At 65.0% G+C, this 19,418-nt stretch carries 15 protein-coding genes; 6 read left to right on the top strand and 9 right to left on the bottom strand.

Annotated elements, in window-relative coordinates:
- Window positions 1-73 precede the first annotated feature (73 nt).
- The 4 genes from AX725_RS08880 to AX725_RS08870 all read left to right on the top strand — a co-directional run bounded on the left by AX725_RS08880 (window position 74) and on the right by AX725_RS08870 (window position 3,544).
- Window positions 74-1,447, top strand: coding sequence for a class II 3-deoxy-7-phosphoheptulonate synthase (locus tag AX725_RS08880; protein WP_060977974.1), 1,374 nt, complete (start codon window positions 74-76; stop codon window positions 1,445-1,447).
- Entirely contained in the window at window positions 1,444-1,617 is a 174-nt protein-coding gene (locus AX725_RS21260; protein ID WP_167348196.1) for a hypothetical protein, read from the top strand. Before AX725_RS08880 ends, AX725_RS21260 begins: the two co-directional genes overlap by 4 nt.
- A 134-nt stretch (window positions 1,618-1,751) precedes the next feature.
- Window positions 1,752-3,008: a M20/M25/M40 family metallo-hydrolase gene (locus AX725_RS08875; RefSeq protein WP_060977503.1), complete on the top strand. Its 1,257-nt coding sequence runs from the start codon at window positions 1,752-1,754 to the stop codon at window positions 3,006-3,008.
- Window positions 3,005-3,544, top strand: a complete 540-nt coding sequence (locus tag AX725_RS08870) for a hypothetical protein (RefSeq protein WP_060977504.1) — start codon at window positions 3,005-3,007, stop codon at window positions 3,542-3,544. Before AX725_RS08875 ends, AX725_RS08870 begins: the two co-directional genes overlap by 4 nt.
- Here AX725_RS08870 and AX725_RS08865 read toward each other — a convergent pair.
- From AX725_RS08865 to AX725_RS08855, 3 genes are read right to left on the bottom strand one after another with little or no spacing between them, the layout of a single operon-like run.
- Entirely contained in the window at window positions 3,541-5,757 is a 2,217-nt protein-coding gene (locus AX725_RS08865; RefSeq protein WP_156439036.1) for a CHASE2 domain-containing protein, read from the bottom strand. The genes AX725_RS08870 and AX725_RS08865 overlap by 4 nt on opposite strands.
- Window positions 5,750-7,075, bottom strand: a complete 1,326-nt coding sequence (locus AX725_RS08860; protein ID WP_060977506.1) for a FecR domain-containing protein — start codon at window positions 7,073-7,075, stop codon at window positions 5,750-5,752. The genes AX725_RS08865 and AX725_RS08860 overlap by 8 nt, the downstream gene beginning before the upstream one ends.
- Entirely contained in the window at window positions 7,072-7,785 is a 714-nt protein-coding gene (locus tag AX725_RS08855; RefSeq protein WP_060977507.1) for a response regulator transcription factor, read from the bottom strand. Before AX725_RS08855 ends, AX725_RS08860 begins: the two co-directional genes overlap by 4 nt.
- A gap of 189 nt (window positions 7,786-7,974) precedes the next feature.
- Here AX725_RS08855 and amaB point away from each other — a divergent pair, with 189 nt between their 5' ends.
- Window positions 7,975-9,477, top strand: a complete 1,503-nt coding sequence (gene amaB, locus AX725_RS08850) for an L-piperidine-6-carboxylate dehydrogenase (RefSeq protein ID WP_082730744.1) — start codon at window positions 7,975-7,977, stop codon at window positions 9,475-9,477.
- A 7-nt stretch (window positions 9,478-9,484) separates the two neighbouring features.
- Here the strand turns inward: amaB and AX725_RS08845 are convergent, their stop codons facing one another.
- The 5 genes from AX725_RS08845 to AX725_RS08825 all read right to left on the bottom strand — a co-directional run bounded on the left by AX725_RS08845 (window position 9,485) and on the right by AX725_RS08825 (window position 14,786).
- The gene (locus tag AX725_RS08845; RefSeq protein WP_060977509.1) at window positions 9,485-11,125 is read right to left on the bottom strand and encodes an ATP-binding protein; all 1,641 of its coding nucleotides are present in this window, start codon (window positions 11,123-11,125) and stop codon (window positions 9,485-9,487) included.
- Window positions 11,126-11,226: 101 nt separating this feature from the next.
- Window positions 11,227-12,378 (bottom strand): cell division protein ZapE, encoded by a 1,152-nt coding sequence (zapE, locus tag AX725_RS08840; protein WP_060977510.1) that lies wholly within the window; start codon window positions 12,376-12,378, stop codon window positions 11,227-11,229.
- Entirely contained in the window at window positions 12,375-12,857 is a 483-nt protein-coding gene (locus AX725_RS08835) for a PaaI family thioesterase (protein WP_208597835.1), read from the bottom strand. The genes zapE and AX725_RS08835 overlap by 4 nt, the downstream gene beginning before the upstream one ends.
- 42 nt (window positions 12,858-12,899) lie before the next feature.
- Complete coding sequence (locus tag AX725_RS08830; RefSeq protein ID WP_023837976.1) at window positions 12,900-13,682, bottom strand: succinate dehydrogenase iron-sulfur subunit; 783 nt, start codon at window positions 13,680-13,682, stop codon at window positions 12,900-12,902.
- Window positions 13,683-13,778: 96 nt separating this feature from the next.
- Window positions 13,779-14,786 (bottom strand): D-alanine--D-alanine ligase family protein, encoded by a 1,008-nt coding sequence (locus AX725_RS08825; protein WP_060977536.1) that lies wholly within the window; start codon window positions 14,784-14,786, stop codon window positions 13,779-13,781.
- A 122-nt stretch (window positions 14,787-14,908) separates the two neighbouring features.
- Between AX725_RS08825 and AX725_RS08820 the strand changes: the two genes are divergently transcribed.
- Window positions 14,909-16,372, top strand: coding sequence for a hypothetical protein (locus tag AX725_RS08820; protein ID WP_060977511.1), 1,464 nt, complete (start codon window positions 14,909-14,911; stop codon window positions 16,370-16,372).
- Between the two features lie 82 nt (window positions 16,373-16,454).
- On the opposite strand, the gene AX725_RS08815 is transcribed toward AX725_RS08820, so the two are convergent.
- Window positions 16,455-19,190, bottom strand: a complete 2,736-nt coding sequence (locus tag AX725_RS08815) for an Rne/Rng family ribonuclease (RefSeq protein WP_060977512.1) — start codon at window positions 19,188-19,190, stop codon at window positions 16,455-16,457.
- Window positions 19,191-19,418: the final 228 nt, after the last annotated feature.

Here is a 19,418-nt window from a genome sequence, read left to right as displayed (position 1 = left end):
CATTTTGCGCCCGACATTGCTATGGGGCGCGGCCCGGCGTACCTTGCCGGCTGTATTTTTTGGAGTGATTGACGTGGCAGGCAAGTGGACCCCCGATAGCTGGCGAACCCATGAGGCGCGGCATATCCCGGCGTATCGCGATGCCGCAGCCCTCGCCGATGCCGAAGCCACGCTCAAGACCTATCCCCCGCTGGTCTTTGCCGGCGAAGCCCGCAGCCTGGAGAAGGAACTCGCGCGCGTCGCCGCCGGCGAGGCGTTCCTGCTGCAGGGCGGCGATTGTGCCGAGAGCTTTGCCGAGTTCCACCCCAACAACATCCGCGACACCTTCCGCGTGCTGCTGATGATGGCGGTGGTGATGACCTTTGCCTCGAAGCGCCCGGTGGTGAAGCTGGGCCGGATGGCGGGCCAGTTCGCCAAGCCGCGCTCCGCGCCGACCGAGAAGCAGGGTGAAATCGAGCTGCCAAGCTATTTCGGCGACAATATCAACGGCATCGAGTTCGAGGCGGCGACGCGCGAGCCCGATCCTGCGCGGATGGTCCGCGCCTATTCGCAGAGCGCAGCAACGCTCAACCTGCTGCGCGCCTTTGCCAGCGGCGGCTATGCCAGCCTGCAGCAGGTGCAGCAGTGGATGCACGATTTCATGGGTCGCAGCCCCTGGGCCGAGCGCTATGCCGAGACAGCGGACCGGATCAGCGAGGCGATGGACTTCATGCGCGCCTGCGGCATCAGCACCGATACCGTGCCGCAGCTTCAGGGCACCAGCTTCTACACCAGCCATGAGGCGCTGCTGCTGCCGTTCGAGGAAGCGATGACCCGGCGCGATTCGCTGACCGGCGATTGGTACGATACCTCGGCGCATTTCCTGTGGATCGGCGACCGCACCCGCTTCGAGGGATCGGCGCATGTCGAGTTCCTGCGCGGCATCGGCAACCCGATCGGCATCAAGTGCGGGCCTAGCCTGAGCACCGATGCGCTGCTGAACATGCTCGACACGCTCAACCCCTCGCGCATTCCGGGCCGGATGACGCTGATCAGCCGCTTCGGGCATGACAAGGTCGAGGCCGGGCTTGCTCCGCTGGTCCGCGCGGTGAAGAAGGAAGGCCATCCGGTCATCTGGTCGTGCGACCCGATGCACGGCAATGTCGTGAAGTCCGAAAGCGGCTTCAAGACGCGGCCGTTCGAGCGGATCATGGCCGAACTGCGCGGCTTCTTCGCCGTCCACCGCGCCGAGGGCACGCATGCCGGCGGCATTCATATCGAGATGACCGGGCAGAATGTCACCGAATGCACCGGCGGCGCGATCGCGATCACCGACGAGGCGCTTGGCGACCGGTACCACACCCATTGCGACCCGCGGCTCAACGCGGCGCAGTCGCTCGAAGTCGCCTTCGAGGTGGCCGAAATGCTGAACGCTGAGGTCGCGGCTTCCACCCGGAAGGCAGCATGAGCGAACGCCGGGTCATCGTCCAGAAAGAGGTCGTCCGCAACGGCGTCGGCTTCGGCAGCGCGCTCGCCATCGCGATCAGCTATACCGCGCACAAATCGGTGCTCTGGGCGATCATCCACGGTTTCTTTTCGTGGTTTTATGTCGTGTATTTCCTGCTGACGCGGGATTAGACCTATCTGTTCCCCTCCCTGGACAGGGAGGGGCCAGGGGTGGGTCGTCTGCACCAGGGATGCGTCTGGACGCTTCACCCACCCCCAACCCCTCCCTTGAAGGGAGGGGAGCAAGATCGATACAAGGGGAAGCCATGACCATCCGCCGTTTCGTTGCCACGCTTGCGCTGAGCGCCACACTCGTCGCTCCCGCCTTCGCGCAGGACGCCGCTGCCGCCAAGACCGCGCTGGCGGGCGATTATGACCGCATCGTCCAGGAACTCATCACCATCACCGAAATCCCCGCGCCGCCATTCGGTGAGCAGGCGCGTGCGGCCTATTTCCAGCAGCAGTTCAAGGCGCTGGGCCTAACCGAAGTCACGATCGATGCCGAGGGCAATGTCACCGGCATAAGGCGCGGGACGGCCCCGGCGGGCGGGCCGCTGGTCGCGATCACCGCGCATCTCGACACCGTTTTTCCCAAAGGCACCGATGTGAAGGTGCGGCGCGAGGGCAATACGCTCAACGCGCCGGGCGTCGGTGACGACACGGTCGGGCTGACCGGACTGCTCGCCTGGATCCGCGCGATGAACGCCGCCAAGGTGGAAACGAAGCACGACATATTGTTCGTCGCGACCGTGGGCGAGGAGGGGCCGGGTGATCTGCGCGGCGTGCGCTTCCTGTTCACCAAGAATGCCTACAAGGACCGGATCGCCGCTTTCGTCTCGGTCGATGGCTCGGACCCCTCGCGCATCGTCAACCAGGCGGTGGGCTCGAAGCGCTACAATGTCGCGTTCACCGGCCCCGGCGGGCACAGCTATGGCGCGTTCGGCATCGTCAACCCGATGGTGGCGATGGCCGACACTGTGCGCCGCCTCTACGAGACCGACGTGCCCGCAAGCCCGCGCACCAGCTATGCCGCGAGCGTCGTCTCGGGCGGGACCTCGGTCAACTCGATTCCCGACCGGATCGAGCTTCAGGTCGACATGCGCTCGCCCGATCCCAAGGCGCTCGACCGGCTCGAACAGCGCTTCCTGGCTATCGTCGACGAGGCGGTGACCGCGGAAAACTATGCCCGGTCGACCAATGTCGGCGTGATCTCGGCGGAAAAGAAGCGGATCGGCGACCGGCCTGCGGGCAGCACGGCCGACACGCATCCGCTGGTCGTCACCAGCCGCAAGGTGCTCGGCGATCATGGTTTCGAAACGCAGCTCCAGGCCTCTTCGACCGATGCCAATATTCCGATGAGCTTGGGCATTCCGGCGATCACGATCGGCTCGGGCGGTGGCGGCGGCCGTGCGCATTCGGTCGACGAATATGTGAACATCGAACGCAACGCCTTCATCAACGGGCTCTCGTCCGGCCTGGCGCTGGTGGTCGCGGTGGCCAATCTCGACTGGACGAAGAAATGATCCGCGCATCGGCGCTGGTCGCGGCAGTGTTGCTGGCGGGATGCGCCTCGCCGGTGTTGACGCGGGTCGATGCCACCGCGCCTCGGCCGCTGCCGCCGCGCGCCAGCTTCGATCTGGTCGCCACGGCCGATGACGGTGACATGTTTCCCGGCCAGGCGCGCGACATGGTTGCCGCCGCACTGCGCCAGCGTGGCTGGAACCAGCAGGCAGGGGGGGACTATCTGCTCGCGGTGACGCTGGCCGAACGTCCGGCGAACATCGCGGTCAAGGCTGGCGATGATCTGGGCAAGGTTGCAGGCACCATCGCCCCGGCGGCGGACCGCAGCAACAATAGCGGCTGCGCCAGAAGCGACCATCGGCTGACGATCACGCTGACCGAACGCGTGACAGGCGACGTCGCCTTTGCGAGCGACGCTGCCGAATTTCACTGCAGGGCGCGGCTCACCAACAGCCTGCCGCATCTGGTCAGCGCTGCCGTCGACCGGCTGGATGTCGGCCCGGGCAGCGTGCAGATCGCTCGCAAGGGCACGCGCTAGTCGGGATCGTCCAGCGGCAGCGTCAGCTCGAATGCCGCGCCGCCATCTGCGGCATTATGCGCAGCGATCGTGCCGCCATGGCGCTCCACCACGGCTGCGACATAGTTGAGACCCAATCCCACGCCCTTGACGATATGGCCGGCATTCTCGCTGGCAAAGCGTTCGAACAGGTGCGGCATGACTGCGGGGTTGATGCCCTTGCCCTGATCGCGAATGCTCAGCCGGACCTGCCCCGACACGCGGTCTATCTGTACCGTGACCGTGCCGGAATCCGGGCTGTACTTCACCGCATTGTCGATCAGATTGGCGACGGCGCGGAACAGGCTTTCGCGTTCGGCCGAGACAAAGGCGCAGTCGCTTTCGTCGACGACGCGGATCTGCACACCGCGCTGCTGGGCGATCGGCCAGAGGCTGTCGGCAGCCTCGCTGGCAAGGTCCGCCGCGATCACCGGCTCGGGATCGAAGCCGCGCTCCTGCATCCGGGCGAGATCGACGAAGCTGTCGGCCAGGGTCAGCGTCTGCCGCGCGTGCCGCGCGATGCGCGCTCGGTCGACCGAGTCGCCATCGGTGGACAACAGGGCCAGGATCGCCGCCTGGGGCGCGCGCATGTCGTGCGACAGCAGTTGGAGCACCCGCTCGCGCTCCCGCCGGGCCTGCGCGATGACAGTGATGTCGGTGAGATAATCGATCCGCCCGCGCGGCTGCCCGTCAGCACCCACAATCGCGGCGCGCCGCAGCACGAAAGCGCGGCCATCGCCAGCCTCGAATTCGATATGGCCGCTGTCCGGGGTGGCGAGATAGGCCGCAATCGGCTTGCGCGCTGCCGTCTCGGCGATATCGGCAAGCAGACCGTCGACTTCCGCCCCGATCAGCCCATCGCCGAAACCGGATGTTGCCGCAGCATTGGTGAGCACGATACGGCCCGACAGATCGCTGACCAGCGCCGGATCGGGCAGGCCCGCCAGCGCATCGCCGACCAGCCGCTTGAGATCGCGCAACTGGGCTATCGCGCGCGCCAACTGCTCGGCCTGGCGGGTCACATGGTCGCTATCGCCTGCCACTGGAAGGCTCAGGGGAAGCGAATCTTCGTTCTCGAGCCGCGCGAGTTCGCTGCGCATGTAATCGCTGGTCGCCTGCAGCCTGCGCCAACCCCAGAGCGGATAGACCAGGGCGATACCCAGCAATGCAGGGCCGGGCTCAATCCAGCAGTTTGCTGCCAGCGCCGCTGTGCTGAGCAAGAGCGTTCCCAGCATCAGTCCGATCGCGAGCAGGCTGGCGGCGCGCGGGCGGATGCGCCAGAAGCCGAGCATCAGCAGCCAGGCCGGAGCAAGCGCGAGGGCGATCTGCAGCGGGCGCGGGAGCGAATGCACCCAGCCATCCTGCAACTGGGCATTGGCGACGTTCGCGTTGATCTCCACCCCCGGCATGATGCCGCCATCGGATACGGGCACCGGATAGCGATCGCCCAGGCCCTGCGCCGTCATGCCGATCAGCACCCTGCGGCCGGTGAGCAGGGCAGGCGGGACCTCGCCGCGCAGCACGCTGACATAGGAAATGGTCGCAAAGCTTTCGGGTAGAGCAAAGCGCAGCCGCCGCGCCGTATTGCAGGCGCGCGCGGGCGGTCCGAGCGCCATGAGATGCGGTAGCGGGTCGGTATCGTCCGTGGCGGAAAAGCACAGCGCCGCAGCGCGCACGGTGCCGTCGGCGTCGATTTGCGTGTTCGCATGGCCGATGGCAGCGGCCCTCCGCGCAAGTGCGTCCACCGGATCGATCCGCTCGAAGGCCTGGCCGTTGCGACCGGGGACGAGGAATTGCACGGGGAGACGCACGCCCAGGCGCTGCATGGCTTCGGCCAGCGCCGGATCATCGGCGGCAGGCTCGGTGAGCAGCAGGTCCATCGCTACCGATTGCGGACGCGCATCGGCGAGCCGCTGGAGCAATTCTGCATGCAGGCGGCGCGGCCAGGGCCAGCGGCCGAGCGCGGCCAGGCTAGGCTCGTCGATCGCGACGATCAGGATATCCGGATCGGCTTCGGCCGGGGCAGCGCGCATTGCGGCATCGTAGAGCAGATCGTCGGCGGGGCGCGTCCAGCCGCCGAGCAGGGCGGCGATCACGAGCACCGACGAGAGCGCCGTGACCCAGACCCACTCGATATGGAAGCGGCGGCGCAATCCTGCCGATCCGCCCGGTGCGCCTTTCCTCGGCTCATTCACCAAGGACAAAGCTCTCCATCGCGGTCCAGTCGGTATCGGTCTCGTCCTCGCTGTGCGTCGTCGTGCCGACACGCCAGAGATAGCGGCCCGGCGACAGGTCGCTCAAGATGATCGAAGATCCGGCCAGCCCCGCTTCATCGACCAGCCAACTTGGGCTGTCCTCGCGGCGCAACTGGAAGCGGTAGCGCCGCATGCCCTCGCCGGAACCAATCCATCGGAAGACATAGCCATCCTGACCGGGCACCGCCGGCTGGGTGGTAGTGGCCAGCCGCCGCCGGAAGGCGATGGTGCCGGGCAGGCCTTCGAGGCCCGATGCGGCAATCGCTGTGAACCGGGCGAAATAGCGTCCATTCTCGAGCGAGGGCACAGTGAAATCCGGGCTGTTGCCAGACACATCCTCGACGATGTCCACAAAACCGCTGTCGCGGCCTATCTGCAACCGATAGGCTTGCGCACCGGCCACGGGCTGCACCGCAAAGGCAACCATCGGGGCGCGCTGGACACCTGCTCCGCCGATTAGCTGTGGGGCGGGCAGGAGGGGCTCTACGGCGATGGCGCCGGTCTTGCCGATCACTGCGCCGAACTCGGGTTCGAGCTGCGTGTCTTTTGCCGATCCCGTCGTCAGTGCAATGCCACCCTCAAGCAGCTCGGATCGCGAGGTTTCGGTGCCGGCATCGAAATGCGTGCGGAAATCGGTCCCGCGAACGGCGGACACCGCAATCGGGTTGCGCAGGCGGAAGCGGTCGTCGCGGTTGCGGAACGGCGTAACACGGCTGCGGGCCGATCCGGTCTCCAGCGTCAGGTCGTAATCGATGCTGTCGGTAATCAGCAGCTTGCGCAGTCGCCCGATTCTCAGCGCACTGTTGGACGGCAGGGTGATGACCGACCCATCGGTTAGCGACAGCGAGAGCGAGGAGGCAGGCCCGGTGGTCACGCGCGCGCCTTCGCCCAGCACCTGGCCCATGGCTACGCTGCGCAGTGGAGCATTGGCCACCGATGCGAGCGCCTGACCTCGAAAAGCAGCGACCGTGGCGCTGGCCGGGCGCGACCGCAAAAGTCTAATCGGCAGCGACAGCTGGCTGGCGATCGGCAGCTTGTAGGGATCGGCCACGCGGTTGATCCGCTGGACCTCCCTCCAGTCGGTCTCGCGCAGCATGTAATCGCGCGCTAGCGCGATCAGAGTGTCACCCCTGCGGACGGTATAGACGATGGCGTCGTCATCGCGCGCCTGTGCTGCTGCCGGCTCGGCCAGGGCCAGGCCGCCGGCGAGCAGCATCAGCAACATCAGCCAGAACGTCGGCACGGCACGCAGGGTCATCCGGTTGCTTCAGGGTCCTTGGACGGATCGGTCGTTTCGAGCCGATAGCCATAGCCGAAAACGGTGAAGATGCGAAAACCGTTTTCCGGCTTGAGATTGAGCTTCGCGCGCACCCGCGAGATGTGCATGTCCAGCGTGCGCGTCGCGAGATCCGCGCTCGTGCGCCAGATCGTTTCCATGATGTACGCGCGCGACAGCGTCCGGTCCCGGTTGCGGAACAGCAGGTCGGCCAGCTCGAATTCCTTGGCGGTGAGCACGATATCGGCGCCATCATGGCGGATCGTCTGCGCCATGCGGTCGAGGCGATAGCCGCCGAACTCGGCAATCTTCTCCATCGTCGCGCCGCCATGCGTCCGCCGCAGCACCGCTGCAATGCGCGCGGCAATCACGCTTTCTTCCTCGGGCTTGCAGATATAATCGTCGGCCCCGGCGTTGAGCGCATCGGTCACGTCGCGCTTGGCGGTGCGCGCGGTCAGCATGATCACCGGCGGCGGGCTCTCGAGCGTCGTGTGCATCCACTCGACAACTTGCAGACCGGACTTGCCAGGCATGTTCCAGTCCAGCATGACAAGATCGAACGTATCTCTTAACAGCGCAGCCGCAAGCCTTTCTCCGTCGCCGAATTTGGCGCAGATATGACCCATGCCAATGACAACGTTTTCAAGAAAGGCCAGACTGCCTGCGTCGTCATCCGCGATTGCGATGCGCATCAAATTCCCCCGACATGCGCCCGGATTGGTCTTAACTCTTGTTAAGCATGCAAATGCCTGTTTTTGCGGTAATTGGCGAGTCCCCTCGTATACGTTTTTACATAGCTTTACACGAGAATGGTCTCAGGGCGGCGGAATTCCGGGACTTTTCGTATCCAGGCCGATCAAGAATTGACATCAGAGGACAAGATGAACCCGAGCAAAGTTGATATTGGATATATTTACTCCACTTTTGGTGTGGCCATTCCGGAAGGTAATCGCGAGATATTCAGCCCGGTAGACGGAATGACGATCGGCGGCTTTACGCCCGCCTCGGCGGATCAGGTCGGCCTTGTCGCGGATCGCGCCCTGGCGGCTTTTTCCCATTGGCGTTCGGTACCTGCGCCTCGCCGGGGAGAACTTGTCCGGCGTTTCGGTGAGGCGTTGCGCGCACGCAAGACCGAACTGGGCCTGCTCGTCACGCTCGATTGCGGCAAGCCATTGTCCGAGGGACTGGGCGAAGTGCAGGAGATGATCGATATCTGCGATTTCGCGGTCGGCCTTTCGCGCCAGTTGCATGGCCTGACCATTGCCAGCGAGCGCCCCGGCCACCGCATGAGCGAGACCTGGCATCCGCTGGGCCCGGTCGCGATCATCACCGCGTTCAACTTCCCCGTCGCGGTATGGGCCTGGAATGCGGCGCTTGCCCTGGTCTGCGGTGACAGCATCGTGTGGAAGCCATCGGAAAAGACCCCACTGACCGCGATCGCGGTGCAGGCGCTGTTCGACAAGGTGGCGGGCGAATTCGGCCCTGATGCGCCCGATGGCCTGTCGCAGCTGGTGCTCGGCGACGCCACGACCGGCGCGGCGCTGGTCGATCATCCCGCCATGGCGCTCGTCTCTGCCACCGGCAGCACGGCGATGGGCCGTACCGTCGGCCAGGCTGCGGCGAAGCGCTTTGCGCGCAGCCTGCTGGAGCTGGGCGGCAACAACGCGACCATCGTCGCGCCGAGCGCGGACATGGAGCTGGCGCTGACCGGCTGCGCCTTCGGCTTCATGGGAACCACCGGTCAGCGGTGCACCTCGCTGCGGCGGCTGCTCGTGCATCGCTCGGTCTATGACAGCTTCGTGCCGCGCATCATCTCGGCCGCGGCCCGCCTGCCGATCGGGGATCCGCGCGATCCGGCCAATCTGGCAGGGCCGCTGATCGATGGCGCCGCCTATTCGGCCATGCGCGACGCGCTGGCCGACGCGCGCGCGGCGGGTGCCAATGTACACGGCGGCGAACGGATCGCGGGGCCGGGCCAGGGGGTGTATGTCCGCCCCGCCGTGGTCGAGATGCCGGCGCAGACCGGGCCGATGCTGCGCGAAACCTTCGCGCCGATCCTCTATTGCCTGCGCTATGACGATCTCGACGAGGCAATCGTGCTCAACAATGCCGCCACGCAGGGCCTGTCGTCTTCGATCTTCACCAATGAACTGCGCGAGGCCGAGAGCTTCGTCGCGGCCGCGGGCAGCGATTGCGGTATCGCCAACGTCAATATCGGAACCTCGGGTGCAGAAATCGGCGGCGCGTTCGGTGGCGAGAAGGAAACTGGCGGAGGCCGCGAATCGGGATCGGACAGCTGGAAGGCCTATATGCGCCGTCAGACCAGCACGGTGAATTATTCGCGCGCACTGCCGCTGGCGCAGGGCGTGCGGTTCGAATTGTGATGGGCGGTCAGTTGATCGAAGGACCCAGCGCGTCGATGATCTTCCTGGCGAGATCGTCCACGCTATAGGGTTTGACCAGCAGTACGACATCGCTGTCGATCACGCCGTTGTGCAATATGGCATTGCGGGTATAGCCGGTGGTGTAGAGCACCTTGAGATCGGGCCGGGATTCACGCAGCCTGTCAGCCAGCTGGCGCCCGTTCATGTGCGGCATCACCACGTCGGTGAACAGCAGGTCGATGGCCAGGCCATTCTCGATCAGCTGCACCGCCTCGATCGGGCTGTCGACATCGTGCACGATGAAGCCCAGTTCGATAAGGCTGGCGCGCGCCATCGCGCGGACCCCGTCATCGTCCTCGACCACCAGCACGGTAAGATTCTGGGGCGGCGTGAAGCGCATGGCGGTCTGGCTGCCGGGCTCTTCCTCTCCGGACAGCTCGGGCGCGCGCGGCAGATAGAGCTTCACCGTCGTGCCCTTGCCCTGTTCGGAATACAGGTTGAGGTGCCCGCCCGACTGCTTCAGAAAACCATAGACCTGGCTGAGGCCGAGGCCGGTGCCCTTGCCGACATCCTTGGTGGTGAAGAAGGGATCGAGCGCACGCGCCTGCACCTCGGGCGACATGCCGATCCCGGTATCGCTGATCGCGATACGGACATAATCGCCCGGCGCAAGGTCTTCCTGCTGACCGGCATAGGCCGCGTCGAGCGTGACATTGGTCGTCTCGATCATCAGCTTGCCGCCATCGGGCATGGCGTCGCGGGCGTTGACCGCCAGGTTGATGATCGCGGTTTCCAGCTGGGTCTGATCGACCGTACAGGGCCAGACATCGCCATCGAGTTGCAGTTCGACGACGACCTGTTCGCCCAGCGTCCGCTCGAGCAGCGCATGGACCGATCCGACGAGCGCGTTGATATCCAGCCGGCGCGGGTCGAGCGGCTGCTTGCGCGCATAGGCAAGCAACCGGTGCGTCAGCGCTGCGGCGCGGTCGGCGGCATTGGCGGCATTGTCGATATGGCTGACGATCCGGGCATCGCCCTGGCTGCCTAGCCGCCGCTTGGCCAGATCGAGCGAGCCGGTAATGATTGCCAGCATATTGTTGAAGTCATGCGCGATGCCGCCGGTAAGATGCCCGATCGCATCGAGCTTTTCCGCCTGGTGCAGCCGGGCCTCCGCAATCTGGCGCTCTGCGACCTGCTGTTCGAGCTGCGCGGTGCGTTCTGCCACCAGATCGTCCAGCCCGGCATTCAGCCGAGCCAGTTCCTCGGCCACGGCCAACCGATCGTCATGCGCCCGGAACACGCTCTCGATGATCAGCGAGATCATCAGGCTGGTGAGCAGGAAGAAGGTCATCGGCAGCCAGTCGAGATCATGCGATCGTGCCAGTGCCATGCTTGGCATGATCAGCACTTCCAGCGCGATGGCCCCGAGCACCGTTGTCAGCATCGCCGGCCAGAAGCCTGCGAAAAATGCGGCGATGACGATCGCTCCGAACAGCGTGATGAAGGGCACGCCGGTCAGATAGGCATCGAGCGCCAGCCGCCCGCCCACGCCCACCGCAAACGCCGCGATCGCGATCCCGATGCGCAGGGCCGGGGAGCGCCGCGTTCTGCGCGCCCAACCGGTTGCGATGGCCAGTCGTTTCAGCATGGATGATGTTCCGTTCGGAAAGCATCCCTTGATAGACCGGTTCGCGTCGCCGACGCAAACTTATGTTGGTTTTGCAAAGCTTTGCGACATTACTGGTCGCTTCACAGCGATGCGGTCGCGAGGTCCTCTGCGCCCGACCGCGCACCATGGCCCAAGGCCAGATAGCTGTCGGACTGCATTTCCATCAGGCGCGAGATCGTCCGGTCGAATTCGAACCGGCCATCGCCGCTGGCATACAGGTCGGCAGGCTCTGCATCGGCCGCGGCGATCAGCTTGACCTTCATCTCGTACAGCGCGTCGATCAGCGTGACGAAGCGCGCCGCTTCGTTGCGGTTTTCCGGACCCAGGCGCGGGATGCCGACCAGGAACACCGTGTGGTAGCGCCTTGCAATGGCGAGATAGTCCGGCGCACCACGCGCCTCTCCGCACAATTTCTTGAACGAGAAGACGGCAACGCCCTTGAGCGACTTGGGCACATGGATGGTGCGGCCGCCGCTGATCGGTACATCGGCGCTCGGCACGTGCGCGGCATCGTCCGGCGAATAGTCGGTCATGCGGAAGAACGCGGCCCGCAGCGCAGCGGTCGCTTCCGGGCCGTTGGGCACGTGCCAGGTGTCGGTGCCCGACAGGCGCTCGAGCCGGTAATCGACCGGGCCGTTTAGTGAGAGCACGTCGAGCCGCTGCTTGATTAGCGCGATAAAGGGGAGGAAATGCTCGCGGTTCAGCCCGTCCTTGTAAAGATCGTCGGGCGGACGATTCGATGTCGTGACGATGGTGACCCCGGCCTCGATGATCGCGGTGAACAGCCGCGACATGATCATCGCATCGGCGCTGTTGTTGACGACCATCTCGTCGAACGCGATCAGCCGGTAATTGTCGCTGAACTGGCGCGCGACCGGCGGGATCGGGTCGCCCTGCATCTTGTCGCGCTCGACGCGCAGACGCGCATGGATGTCCTGCATGAACTCGTGGAAATGGACGCGGACCTTGCGGTTGATCGCGACCGATTCGTAGAACAGGTCCATCAGCATCGATTTGCCGCGCCCCACCCCGCCGAACATGTAGAGGCCGGGCACGGGGTCGGGCTTGGCCTCGCGCGCCATCAGCCGCCACAGCAGCGATCCGCGCGGCGGCACCGCCTCCAGCGCATCCTGCATCGCCTGCAGCCGCACGGCAGCGGCGCGCTGATCGGCATCGGGTCGCAATTCGCCCGCGCTGACCATCCTGTCGTAGCGGGCGAGCGTTCCGGTCATTGCGATTTCGCGCGCGGGGCAGGGGTCTTGCGGATGGTGCCGGTGAATGCGCAGACGGTTTCTCCCGCCTGCACCACCAGCCCGCGCAGGAACATCAACCGACCGGTTTCGCGGATGATCTCCACCTCGGCATCGAGCGGCTGGCCGACCTTGCCGGCGCCGACGAAATGGCTGTTGAGATCGAGCGTCACCGCAGGCCCATGACGCAGCGCACCATGCAGCCGCGCGCAGACGAACAGCGATATGTCGACCTGAGTCAGGATAGCGCCGCCATGGACGTTGTTGGCGAGATTGCCCTGCAGATGCCCCGGTTCGGTGCGCACAACGACAATGCCGTCATCGCGCTTCATTACCCACATCGGCCCAAGCGTGCTGTTATAGCGGTTCTGCTCGCGCAGTGCCCAGCGCATCCAGCCCGGACGGTCGGGGTCCGGGCCGAACGCGAAATCGTCGGGCATGTCGAGAGTGGTTGCGTCCACCTTTGCGGGGGTATCGAACGGGTCTGTCGGCGGATGCGCCGATCAGACGTGCCGTTCGACCTCCATTTTCTTGATCTCGGCAATGGCGCGCGCCGGGTTGAGGCCCTTGGGGCAGACATTCGCGCAGTTCATGATGGTGTGGCAGCGATAGAGGCGGAACGGATCCTCCAGCTCATCGAGTCGTTCGCCGGTCATCTCGTCGCGGCTGTCGGCCAGCCAGCGATAGGCCTGGAGCAGGATGGCCGGGCCCAGGAACTTGTCCGAATTCCACCAATAGCTCGGGCAGCTGGTCGAGCAGCAGGCGCACAGGATGCACTCGTATAGCCCGTCAAGCTTGGCGCGATCCTCGGGCGACTGCAGCCGCTCCTTGCCCGACGGCACCGGCGTCACGGTCTGCAGCCAGGGGCGAATCGACGCATATTGCGCATAGAAATGGCTGAAATCGGGAACCAGGTCCTTGATGACGTCCATATGCGGCAGCGGGGTGATGCGCACCTCGCCCTTGCAGTCCTCGATCGCGGTGGTGCAGGCCAGGCCATTGCGGCCATTGATGTTCATCGAGCACGATCCGCAAATGCCCTCGCGGCACGAGCGGCGGAAGGTGAGCGTCGAATCCTGTTCCGACTTCATCTTGATCAGCGCGTCGAGCACCATCGGGCCGCAATCGTCGAGATCGATGTCGAACGTATCGTAGCGCGGGTTCTCGCCGCTGTCGGGATCGTAGCGATAGACCTTGAACCGTTTCAGCCGCCCACCGGTCTTCGCGCTGAACGCCTGGCCCTTGCCAGTGATCTTGCTGTTCGCCGGGAGCGTAAACGTAGCCATGGAAAATCCCTCGTCCTTCAATGCGTCCGGGAGCCTAGATAGTCATTTTGGTGCCTAGGCTCAATTGCATATGGCACCTTGAACCGAAAAGGATTTTCAATCCATCAACCCGTGGCTGCGCAGGCTTTCCGCGACGATCGTCTCGATCAGCTGTTCCTGCGTCCAGCCGGCGCGCACGGCGGAGCGGCCGAAGACCTTCTGGCTCCACAGATTGCAGTTGAGATTGACCTCAAGGAAGTTCAGCTCGCCCTTTTCCTCGTCCAGCCGGAATTCGTAGCGACCATAATCGAAGGGCACGAATTCCTGCGCCAGATTGGCGGTATGCGCGGCGATCTCTGCCTCGAACGGCGAGCCTTCGAAATCGACCAGCTCGTACTTGCTCGCGCGCTCGACCAGGTCGCGCTTTTCCCAATAGGTGCGCAGGTGCGTCGGATCGGCCTGTTCGAACAGCATCATCGGCAGGATCAGCGGGCGGCCGTGCATCGTCACCACCGGCACCTCGACATCGCTGCCGGTCAGGAAGGGCTCGACGATCGCGTCATGGCCTTCCTCGTGGATCGCGGCGATGGCGTCCTTCACGCCCGCCCAGTCGCCTGCGTCGCGCACGCCCCAGCTCGCCGACGAGGCGTTGGGCTTGATCACCATGCGCTCGGCCATCGGGCACAGCTTCTCGTCGACCGGGCCTCCCTTGCGATAGATCGCCCAGTCGGCCGTCGGGATACCGCGCGCGCGGGCCACGAGCTTGGACAGGTGCTTGTCGTCCGAAAGGCCGCGCAGGATGGGGCTGCCGCCCAGATAGGGCAGGCCCTTGCGGTTGCACAGCAGCGGTACCAGCATTTCCGAATTCACGAAGCCACCGCGGTTGAGCAGCGAGAAGACGAAATCGACTTCCGGCGGATCGAACAGCATCGCGTACTGGTTGCCCACCAGCAGATTGTCGAACAGCCCCTCCAGGATGGTGCGCACCTCGTTGTGGTACACGGCATGGTTGCCGTCCTCCGGATGCAGCGAGCCATCGCCCAGCGCGTGCTTGGCGAGGAACAGCACCTTGAGCGTCTCGCGGGTCTTCGCATCGATGGTCAGCGGGGCAGGATATTGGTTCACGGCAAAACGCACTTTCTTTGAGTTTGCGGACGGGCGTCGGGCCAAAGCGGCTTGCCTTAATGGCCAGCGCCCCTATAGCCGCGCCCTTATCCGCTTCGGGGGCGCAGCGAAAGATAAGTTTGATGCAACAGGAATTGCACAAGACGGTCAGCCATCTGCTCACGATCGGCGGAGACGAGCGAATCGTCCCGGCGCATGCCGATGGCACCAACAAATATTTCAGTTCTCCCTTCCCGCGTCAGACGGTGACCTATGCGTCGTCGACCGCGAACGATATCTCGCAGCCCGCCTTCGACCATCTGTGCGATTTCGTGGCTGATCATGGGCTGAACGCGGACATGGTGGGCACCGATTACGCCGGACACCTTTCTGTCCTGCGCGATCGCATCGCGGTCGCCTATGGCCTGCCCAAGGGGACGGATATCGCGTTCTCCGCCTCGGGCACGGACCTCGAATATATCGCGCTCCAGGCCTTTGCCGGCCGCGCGCCGCAGGGCATCCACAACGTCTTGCTGGGCGCCGACGAAGTGGGCAGCGGCTGCATCCTGAGCGCGGCAGGCCAGTATTTCGCAGGCCAGACGGCACTGGGCGTCCCGACGAGCAAGGGACAGCCGGTCGCTGGTCTCGCGCCCGTGTCGCTTTCCGAAGTGTCGGTGCGCAACGGTTTCGGCGAGGCGTTCGACAGCGCGGTGATTGTGGCTGCGATGCGCAGCGAGATCGAACGTGCGCTGATCGCGGGCAAGTTTCCGCTGCTGCATGTGGTGCATGGATCGAAAACCGGGCTCATCCTGCCGCATCTCGACGATATCGATGCGCTCATCACGCAATTCGGCGACTCGATCGGCTTTGTCGTCGATGCCTGCCAGGCGCGGATCACGAGTCCCGCGATCAGCGCCTATCTGATGCGCGGCGCGGTGGTGCTGCTCACCGGTTCCAAGTTCATGGGTGGTCCGCCCTTTGCCGGCTTTGCGCTGGTGCCGCGCGCGACGGCGCAGCGGATCGCGCCGCTGGGCGAGGGCATGGCCACGATCTTCCGCCGCGCGGAGCTTCCCGATAGCTGGGCAGGGGCGGAAAAGCTTCCGATGAGCGGCAATGCCGGGCTGACGGTTCGGCTGGCGGCAGCCTTGTTCGAGCTGGAGCGATTCCAGGCGCTCGATTTCCACACGATCGCGCGGGTGGTCGAACAGTTCCGCTGCGCCTCGCTGGCGCTCGTCGATCGGATCGGCGGCACGCGCGTGACGCCCTATCCCTTTGCCGATCGCGAATCCGCAGGGGCACATCCCATCGAGATGCGCACGCTGACGACCGTCGATCTGAGCGGGGAGGGGCGTGCGATCGATTTCGACGGTGCGACCGCGATCCAGCTGAGGATGATGCAGTCGGGCGTGCGGCTGGGCCAGCCGGTCAAGTGCGCGCGCTTCCAGGGGCCGGACATGATGGGCAAGGTGCGCGGCACATTGCGCATCGGCATTTCGATGCCGCAGATGGTGGCGCTGGCGGCGCTGGGAGACGCGGCCGAAGCGCAGCTCGATTCCGATATGGCGGCGATTGGCGACGCGTTCGAGGCGGCGCTCGCGGCTGATTGAGCCCGGCCCGCCCGACCAGCACGAAAAAGGGGTGCCCTGCCGGTCTGGCGGGGCACCCCTTTTTGTTGCGACTTAAAACCCTTTAATTGCCGAAAGTGCGCTGCCACCAGCCGCGACGCGGCGGTTCGGTGCTTTCGGCGGGTGCTTCGGCGGCCTTGGCCGTATCGGCTGCGGCAGGTTCTGCCTCGGCCACCGGCTCGGGCGCAGGTTCGGCTGCAACCGTTTCGGCGGCTTCGGCCTTCGGCGCTGCCTTCTTGCGCGGCGCGCGCTTGGCCTTGGGCTTGGCGACAGGTTCGGCTTCCGCAGCAGGCTCAGCCTCGGCAGCGGGCGCTTCGGCAGGTGCCTCTGCCTCTGCCTCGACGACCGGCTTCTTTGCCCGCGAAGCGCGCTTGCGCTTGGGCTTTTCGGCCACCGGCTCGGGCTCAGGCGCTGCGGGTGCTTCGGCAGGCGCTGCTTCTTCCTCGCTCACCGGCTCGGCAGGCGCTTCTGCCGCAGCGTCGTCGCCAGCGGTTTCGACGCTGTCTTCGCTAGCCTCGCCAGTCTTGCGGTTGCGACCGCCACGGCGACCACGGCGGGCACGCTTCGGCTTGGCCTCGCCACCATCCTCGGTGGTTTCGCCGGCTTCAGTCGCCTCGGCTTCGGCCGGGGCTTCGGCGTCAGCCGATTCGACCGGTTCCGCGACCTCTTCGCCGTTATCGATCTGCGCCTCGCTACCGATTTCGCCCTGGGGGAGATCGCCATCGCGCCGTCCGCGCTTGCCGCGACGCCGACGGCGACGCTTGGAACGGCCACCGCCTTCGCCTTCCTCGCTGCTGCGCTGCTCGGCGGGGCGCTCGCCGCGCTCGCCGCGATCCGCACGATCGCCACGGTTTCCGCGGCCGCCGCGCTTCTCGCTGACCTCTTCCTCTTCCTCGATCTCGTCGATTTCGTCTTCGATATCGTCGTCGTCATCGTCGATGATCGGCTGGAAGGTGACGACCTTTTCCGGACGCGGGCCGCTCGCGGTCACTTCCATCTTCGCGCCTTCATTCTCCCCATTGGGCAGAATTTCAATGCGCACGCCGAAGCGCTCCTCGATCTCGGCAATGTCGCGGCGCTTGTTGTTGAGGACGTAGATCGACGCTTCCTGGCTGGTGCGCAGCGTGATGATGCTGCCATGGCCGCGTGCGGCCTCTTCCTCCAGCAGGCGCAGCGCCGACAGGCCCGCCGACGATGCGGTGCGGACAAGGCCCGTGCCGTCGCAATGCGGGCAGGTGCGGGTCGATGCCTCGAGCACGCCGGTGCGCAGACGCTGGCGGCTCATTTCCATCAGGCCGAAGCCCGAGATGCGGCCGACCTGAATGCGCGCGCGGTCGCTCTTCAGCGCATCGCGCATGGCCTTCTCGACCTTGCGGATGTTTGAGCCGTATTCCATGTCGATGAAATCGATGACCACCAGGCCCGCCATGTCGCGCAGACGCAGCTGCCGGGCGATCTCGCGCGCCGCTTCCAGGTTGGTGTTGAGCGCAGTCGCCTCGATCCCGTGCTCCTTGGTGGAGCGGCCGGAGTTGATGTCGATCGATACCAGAGCCTCGGTCGGGTTGATGACCAGGTAACCACCCGACTTGAGCTGCACCACCGGTTCGTACATCGCCGAAAGCTGGTCTTCGGTGCCATAACGCTGGAACAGCGGCACCGGGTCCGAATAGCTCTTCACCCGGCGCGCATGGCTGGGCATCAGCAGCTTCATGAAGTCCTTGGCGGCGCGGTATCCGGCTTCGCCCTCGACCAGCACTTCCTCAATGTCGCGATTGTAGATGTCGCGGATCGCGCGCTTGATGAGGTCGCTGTCCGAATGGATGATCGCAGGCGCGGAGGCCTTGAGCGTCTTTTCGCGGATCTCGTCCCAGAGGCGGGCGAGATAGTCGAAGTCGCGCTTGATCTCGGGCTTGGTGCGCGAAAGGCCGGCGGTGCGCACGATGCAGCCCATGGTCGCGGGCAGCTTCATCTCGGCGATGATCGACTTCAGCCGCTTGCGGTCCGACGCGTTGCTGATCTTGCGGCTGATGCCGCCGCCATGCGCGCTGTTGGGCATGAGCACGCAATAACGGCCCGCGAGCGAGAGATAGGTGGTTAGCGCCGCACCCTTGTTGCCGCGCTCTTCCTTGACGACCTGCACCAGCATGACCTGACGGCGCTGGATGACGTCCTGGATCTTGTAGCGGCGGCGCAGCGCCATGCGGCTGGTGCGTGCCTCGTCGCTGGCCTTGGCCTTGCCGCCACGGCCATCGCGACGACGACGACGACCGCCATTGCGGCCATTGCCGTTATTCTCGCGCGATTCTTCGGCTTCGCTTTCGCTCTCGCCTTCGTCGCTGTCGGAATCGCCGTCATTGTCGCCCGAAAGCGTCTCGGCACGGATCGGCTCTTCGTCGGTCTCGATCAGACCCTCGTCCGACAATCCGTCGTCATAGCTGCCTTCTTCGCCACCGCGGCCGGCGGCGTCATCTTCCTCTTCCTCGGCGGCGAGGGCTTCGGCCTCCTCGCGCGCGTGGCGAGCCTCTTCGGCAAGCAGCGCGATCTTGTCCTCGCGCGGAATCTGATAATAGTCGGGATGGATTTCCGAGAAGGCGAGAAAGCCGTGCCGGTTGCCGCCATAATCGACGAAAGCCGCCTGCAGCGAGGGTTCTACGCGAGTAACCTTGGCGAGATAGATATTGCCCTTGATCTGCTTGTGTTCGGCAGATTCAAAGTCGAATTCCTCAATCCGGTTTCCCTTGAGCACCGCCACCCGGGTTTCTTCCTGGTGGCGCGCATCGATCAACATGCGCGTTGTCATTCAATATTCTCCGTGCGCGCGCACCGGGCGGAACCGGCCGGGTCGCTGCGCTTCTGTCTGTTATGGCGCTGCCGCTCCCGATCAGGGGGGCGGTGCGCAAACGGGTTTGTTCGATAAGGATTGTGTCTGCTGAACGGGTTTGCAGGGCGTCAAGCGCACTGGCCGCGTCGCTTTTCCGCAGCCAACCGCTCGGAAGCGGGGTGGCGGAAAAGGCGGTATTCAAACCCA

This window comes from Blastomonas sp. CCH9-A1 (assembly GCF_001557175.1).
Classification (GTDB): Bacteria; Pseudomonadota; Alphaproteobacteria; order Sphingomonadales; family Sphingomonadaceae; genus Blastomonas; species Blastomonas delafieldii_A.
The sequence above is the reverse complement of the archived record's forward strand: the minus strand, read 5'-3'. Positions and strand labels throughout refer to the sequence as shown.

Excerpts from the sequence above, each read along its gene's own strand:
- AX725_RS08815 (WP_060977512.1), bottom strand. The coding sequence starts at position 19,190 with ATGACAACGCGCATGTTGATCGATGCGCGCCACCAGGAAGAAACCCGG.
- amaB (WP_082730744.1), top strand. The coding sequence starts at position 7,975 with ATGAACCCGAGCAAAGTTGATATTGGATATATTTACTCCACTTTTGGT.
- zapE (WP_060977510.1), bottom strand. The coding sequence starts at position 12,378 with ATGACCGGAACGCTCGCCCGCTACGACAGGATGGTCAGCGCGGGCGAA.
- AX725_RS21260 (WP_167348196.1), top strand. The coding sequence starts at position 1,444 with ATGAGCGAACGCCGGGTCATCGTCCAGAAAGAGGTCGTCCGCAACGGC.
- AX725_RS08870 (WP_060977504.1), top strand. The coding sequence starts at position 3,005 with ATGATCCGCGCATCGGCGCTGGTCGCGGCAGTGTTGCTGGCGGGATGC.
- AX725_RS08855 (WP_060977507.1), bottom strand. The coding sequence starts at position 7,785 with ATGCGCATCGCAATCGCGGATGACGACGCAGGCAGTCTGGCCTTTCTT.
- AX725_RS08875 (WP_060977503.1), top strand. The coding sequence starts at position 1,752 with ATGACCATCCGCCGTTTCGTTGCCACGCTTGCGCTGAGCGCCACACTC.
- AX725_RS08860 (WP_060977506.1), bottom strand. The coding sequence starts at position 7,075 with ATGACCCTGCGTGCCGTGCCGACGTTCTGGCTGATGTTGCTGATGCTG.
- AX725_RS08820 (WP_060977511.1), top strand. The coding sequence starts at position 14,909 with ATGCAACAGGAATTGCACAAGACGGTCAGCCATCTGCTCACGATCGGC.
- AX725_RS08845 (WP_060977509.1), bottom strand. The coding sequence starts at position 11,125 with ATGCTGAAACGACTGGCCATCGCAACCGGTTGGGCGCGCAGAACGCGG.
- AX725_RS08830 (WP_023837976.1), bottom strand. The coding sequence starts at position 13,682 with ATGGCTACGTTTACGCTCCCGGCGAACAGCAAGATCACTGGCAAGGGC.